The sequence below is a fragment of the Mycoplasma sp. CSL7503-lung genome (assembly GCF_025515455.1).
GTDB lineage: Bacteria > Bacillota_I > Bacilli_A > Mycoplasmatales > Metamycoplasmataceae > Mycoplasmopsis.
This window is the reverse complement of record NZ_JAOPHP010000063.1, coordinates 1-319: the sequence shown is the minus strand read 5'-3', so window position 1 is coordinate 319 and position 319 is coordinate 1. Positions and strand designations below refer to the sequence as shown.

Below are 319 nucleotides of genomic sequence, written 5' to 3'. Positions count from 1 at the left end.
ATCTCAATTAATAGATGAAGATTATATAGGAGAGAATGATATTAATAGAATTGATAATAGAGATGATAATGATAATAATAACCCATCGTCGAAAAAAGAAGTAAATAATTCAAAAAATAATGATACCCAAAATGGTTTAAATGATACCTCAAATGGTTCAAGCGATACCGAAAATAATTTTAGCAAAAACAGTGATACAAATAAAAACAACAATAACGATATAAATTTAAAAAAAGATGACAGATATAAATTAAATTCTAAAATAGATATTGGTAAATATCATTTTAATGAATTAGATATTTTTGTTGATGATAAATAT

1 pseudogene is annotated in these 319 nt (G+C 21.6%); it reads left to right on the top strand.

The features are described 5' to 3' along the window. A pseudogene (locus N9R85_RS03915) lies at positions 1 to 319 on the top strand (hypothetical protein); the annotation flags it as partial.